This is a genomic window from Methanospirillum sp. (genome assembly GCF_035560735.1).
Classification (GTDB): Archaea; Halobacteriota; Methanomicrobia; order Methanomicrobiales; family Methanospirillaceae; genus Methanospirillum.
Genome location: NZ_DATMYY010000198.1, coordinates 1 through 3,418 on the forward strand (window position 1 = coordinate 1; position 3,418 = coordinate 3,418).

Annotated in this window: 3 protein-coding genes; all 3 read right to left on the minus strand. The window is 47.5% G+C overall.

Going from position 1 to position 3,418, the window contains the following annotated elements:
* Nucleotides 1–879, minus strand: an 879-nt coding sequence (locus tag VN429_RS05830) for an ArnT family glycosyltransferase (protein WP_325630843.1), incomplete at its 3' end; no start/stop codon positions are given.
* A gap of 49 nt (nt 880–928) precedes the next feature.
* Nucleotides 929–1,507 carry an indolepyruvate oxidoreductase subunit beta gene (locus VN429_RS05835; protein WP_325630845.1) on the minus strand — a complete coding sequence of 193 codons (579 nt, stop codon included), beginning with the start codon at nt 1,505–1,507 and terminating at the stop codon, nt 929–931.
* The gene (gene iorA / locus VN429_RS05840) at nt 1,504–3,273 is read right to left on the minus strand and encodes an indolepyruvate ferredoxin oxidoreductase subunit alpha (RefSeq protein ID WP_325630849.1); all 1,770 of its coding nucleotides are present in this window, start codon (nt 3,271–3,273) and stop codon (nt 1,504–1,506) included. Before iorA ends, VN429_RS05835 begins: the two co-directional genes overlap by 4 nt.
* Nucleotides 3,274–3,418 lie beyond the last annotated feature (145 nt).

Genomic DNA, 3,418 nt, shown 5'->3' on the forward strand with positions numbered 1-3,418 from the left:
GGTAATCTCAGAAATTATATTGGAAAATCCTAGTTGGCCCAGAGGTTTGAAAGGAGTCAGATCAGATATGATAACATTTGCCATATCATGAGCAACCCCGGCAATATTACCAGAGCCACCACCGCGGTCTGCACCACTGAAATAACCAGTACTGGAAATATTTCGCATAAAAACCAGGCACAGAGGAAGAAAAGAAATAATACCGAATACCCCAATCTGCCGTAGTTGTGCTATGGGTTTTTTCCAGGGCTGGATTGTAAGAATCAGTAATCCGGTAAAGATTAGAGTTACACCCATATACCGCGTGACTGCACCAGCCCCACAGAAGAGAGCAGCATACAGGAGATACCAAGAGGTTTCGGATTTGAGGTACCGGATGAGGAAAAACAATCCAATAATAGAGAAAAAGATGTACGGTACTTCTGTTAATGCCATCCGGGTCAGTTCCCAGAGCGTACTCATCCACAGAATTAAAAATGCTGATAGATATCCCACAAGTGGAGAGTCGATCTCTCTACCCAGATAGAAAGAAACCACCACAATTCCTGCAAGGGATAAAATTTGAACCCACATCGCAGCATTTACCGATGTAAAACCCACCAGCATCAATGCAGCGATTAGAATCGGATAGAGTGGAGGCCAGACAGTCAATGGCCAGAATTTATGAATCGTATCAGATTCCCAGCCGCTGACAATTCCCTTCCCATGCACAATATTTTCTGCCACATTGATGTAATCAGAAGCATCCCAGTCAATCCAGGGGGCCTGGAACGTAAGGCCCATGCCGATAACAAACAAAGCGCAGCAGATACAGAAGATCCAGGAAACATCCCGGCGTTTCATAAAGTCAGTATATCGCTGGCAGGTGTGAGCGTTCATATATCCTCCAATTTTTTAAAATTATGGATTCGGGTTGTACCCAGGAAGTCTAGTTGGTTGAGCAAGCAGCCTTCCCAAGATCAAAGGCTTTGAGATTTAACTCGATCGTCTTTTTGGGAACAGTCCTGCTGATGGCTTCGCGAAGGGATTGCTCCTTGAGCGGGAGATGAGAAGAAGCTGCTCCCAGAAGAACAATATTCTGGGTCAGAATGCTTCCTGCCTCTTCAGCAAGTCTTCGTGCTTCCACTACGACAACCTTGCGATCCCCAATCAGCCCCATGATCATCTGTTCATCAGGTGCAGGGAAATCCTGCATAAAAACAGACGTTGGAACCACATACTCCTGACTGGTAAATATGAAACCACCTTTTTTGAGATAATGACAGTAGCGGGCTGCTTCCATGAGATCAAAGGAGATGATGAGATCAGAGGTTCCGGGAGCAATCTGCGGACCATATTCCTGACCAATCCGAATCTGGCTTTCAACAGAACCACCACGTTGTGCCATCCCGTGAGTTTCTGCGCCACGAACAGGGATCCCTTCAATAACACACGCCTCTCCCAGGATATTTGAGGTCAGAATAGTTCCCTGACCACCGATTCCTACAATCAGCACATCAAAACTCATTCTTTTACCTCCGGGGATATGGCAGATACCGGGCAGATTTGAGTACATACTCCGCAACCGGAACAGAGATCGGTTATCAATGCGATACCACTATGAAGTTCTATCGCAGGACATCCGAATTTAATGCATGCTTTACATCCGATGCAGTTGTTACTGGATACCCTGAACTTACCCCGGTTGATCTTGGCTCTTCTCTCGGTGATAACACAGGGCTGTTTTGCAATGATCACTTTGACTCCCTTGCGTGCTTTTGCATCTTTGAGAACCCCGGTGAACTGAATCAGATCAGAGGGACTGACAGTCTCAACAAAAGGGACACCACACGACCTGCAAAGCATCTCAAGGGATACCGCAGGACGCTCAACGCCGGAAGCGGTTACACCAGTGGTTGGGTTTGGCTGGTGTCCTGTCATCGCAGTTATGCGGTTATCAAGGATTACCACAGTGATGTTTGCGTCGTTATACACTGCGTTTAAAAGGCCCTGAATACCGGTGTGAAGAAAAGTGGAGTCCCCAATGGTGCAGACAATATCGTGTTTTTCACCAGCCTGTGCCATCCCAGATGCCACTGTTATCGATGCACCCATACAGATAGTGGTGTCAACAACGCCAAGCTGAAGCCCTAGGGTGTAACACCCAATATCACTTGGAAAGATTCCATCTCTGAACACCTTTCGTATCGCATACATTGCAGTACGGTGCATACATCCGGCGCACAGGATTGGAGGTCTGACAGGCAGACCAGCCGGTGACTGTGCAGCTGGGTAATCTGACTTTACCGGGATATCTGCTGCCTGGAGATACTGCGCTACCCGGCTTGGAGAGAGTTCACCTTCGTAGGGAACATGCCCTGTCTTCTTTCCAAGAATTGGAACCACTCCGGCCACCTGCCTGGCAGCCTCCTCAATAACCGGGGCAAGTTCCTCAACAACAAGGATCCGCTCATGACTCCTGATAAAGCCAGAAAGCCACTCGTCATCGATTGGATAGGCACCGATCTGTGCAATGGAAACTGAATCAGCGACAACTTCACGAACATATGACGCAGCGATTCCACCTGCTATAACCCCTATCTTCCCCCGGGTTACAGATCTGTTATATCCAGACTCAACAAGCCTTTTTTTGAGCGAGGCCTGCTTTTCATTGAGCTGCTTGTGAAGGACACGTGTGTGCGCTGGAATCACAACATACTGCCGTGGATCTTTTTCAAAGGATGCCTGCCGGTCTAATGCGGCGACCTCACCCAGGTTCACATCACTTTTTGAATGACATATGCGCGTGGTCGGCCGGAAAAGCACGGGAAGCAGAAACTCTTCTGACAGGGAGAAGGCATCACGGACCATGTCATGAGCTTCCTGAACAGAACTTGGATCAAGGCAGGGAATTCGTGCAAAAGCAGCATAACAGCGGCTATCCTGCTCATTCTGTGATGAATGTGCAAATGGATCATCAGCAGACAGGACAACAAATCCACCTTTCACACCGGTGTAAGCTGAGGTCATTAGTGGATCTGCAGCCACGTTGAGACCAACGTGTTTCATGGTCACAATAGACCTCATACCACACCAGGATGAGGCAAGCGCCTCTTCATATGCCACTTTCTCATTGACAGACCATTCTACATATGACTGGCGGTCAGGCCATGCTCTGAGAGTATCTATGACTTCAGATGAAGGGGTGCCCGGATATCCAAATGCTGTATCAATCGCAGCTTCAAGGCAGCCGTGGGCAATTGCCTCGTTCCCAAGGAGATATTTTACAACCATATCAGTTCAGTTCCAGATATTCAGATATTGAATTTGACTTCTCATCCAGATATGAATCTTGATCAATCCATCGGTGAGTCTGAAAAAATTTCACAAGATTTATATACTCATACTATCCACCTAATTAGAGCCTCTGGGGCCCGTA

Bases quoted from the DNA above. Each gene is read 5' to 3' on its own strand.
- VN429_RS05835 (WP_325630845.1), bottom strand. From the start codon at position 1,507: ATGAGTTTTGATGTGCTGATTGTAGGAATCGGTGGTCAGGGAACTATT.
- iorA (WP_325630849.1), bottom strand. From the start codon at position 3,273: ATGGTTGTAAAATATCTCCTTGGGAACGAGGCAATTGCCCACGGCTGC.